The 1,358-nt window shown below is 44.4% G+C and carries 2 protein-coding genes; one reads left to right on the forward strand and one right to left on the reverse strand.

Annotation, left to right across the window (positions count from 1 at the left end):
- Positions 1–547: lysoplasmalogenase (locus tag R7F67_RS24115; protein ID WP_318057449.1), on the forward strand; the 547-nt coding region annotated here is incomplete at its 5' end.
- Positions 548–637: 90 nt separating this feature from the next.
- Here the strand turns inward: R7F67_RS24115 and R7F67_RS24120 are convergent.
- The coding region (locus R7F67_RS24120) for a helix-turn-helix domain-containing protein (RefSeq protein WP_318057450.1) at positions 638–1,358 on the reverse strand (721 nt) is incomplete at its 5' end.

The following is a 1,358-nucleotide window of genomic DNA, read 5'->3' on the forward strand; positions in this document are numbered from 1 at the left end:
CATTTTGCTTAATTCTCCCGCGAGTCAACTGCCTTACACTCAGTGGATATTAGTGGGTTTATCGTTGTCACTACTCGGTGATTTACTACTAATGTTACCGCGAGATAAGTTCATCATTGGTCTAAGCCTATTTTGCTCTGCTCATTTGTCCTACAGTTATGGCTTTAGCTTAATGTCGGCATGGCATTTCACTCCTTGGCTTCCTATTGCTTTGTTCGGGCTCGGCATTTGCTTTTACTGGCTGTTTCGACCTGACCTCGGCAAAGAAAGAATCCCTGTTGCGATCTACATTTTGGTTTTGATGACCATGTGTTGGATGGCCATTGAGTATTATCTAAGTGGGAAAACGCAGTCGTCTTCGTTTGCGGTGTTAGGAAGCTTTATCTTCATCATTTCCGGCACGGTGCTGGCTTTTGAGCGCTTTGGTGGTTACTCGGTATTTTCTCGGCAAGTGGTGATGGTCACGTACTATTCCGCGCAAACTTTAATGGCGATGTCCGTAATTGCCATCGTGATCCGGTATCCGTATCTCACGGTGATCAGTTAATTTTCTATGCTGCAGATTGGTGTTCGCCACTCTGAATTTTGATGAAAAAAGCGTTTGAGCTTACTGATGCAGACCCCAAACGCTTTGTTGTTATCGCGACTTGTAATTGCCCTTTTCAATTCCGTGCTTTTTCATTCTCAAATACAGCTTTTTACGCGGTATTTGCAGATGGTTTGCCGCATCCGTAATTCGCCCGGAGTGCAAAAACAGCGCATCTTCTATGAGCTGCTTTTCAAAATCGTCCACCAAATCATCCAATGGAAGCTGAATCTCATTTTGTGAGTAGATGCGCTCTTTACCCGTTAATTTAACAATTCCGATTGCGTATAACTCAGCGATGTTTCTTAGCTCCCGGATGTTGCCCGGCCACGGATAGCCTCTCAGTAGCGCAAGATAGTTAGAGTCGACATTTGGCAATGTTTTGCCTAATTTCTTACAACTCAGTTTTAAGAAGTAATGAAATATCGTCACGATGTCGTCAGGGCGCTGACGCAATGGCGGTACGTGCACCACGCCTTGGTTGAGTAGATAGTACAGCTCCGGCAGCAATTGATTTTTGGTGATGTACGTTTCCGGTTCTGAGTCAAAAATCGTTATAACACGCAGATTCTTTTTCCCACAACGTTCTCGCGCCAGTAATAATTGAGCCAGATGCCGTTGTCCCTCTTCAGGTAGTTCAGGTAAGTTCTCTAACACAAGTAAACACGACTGCTGTTTGTCGATGGCCTCATCAATACTATCCATTGTTGTGCTAGCACTGAGAGCAAAAGAGCCATACTCCGTTTCTTCACTCTTAGACATCATGTCTTTA

Source organism: Vibrio sp. YT-17, from assembly GCF_033337375.1.
GTDB lineage: Bacteria > Pseudomonadota > Gammaproteobacteria > Enterobacterales > Vibrionaceae > Vibrio > Vibrio alginolyticus.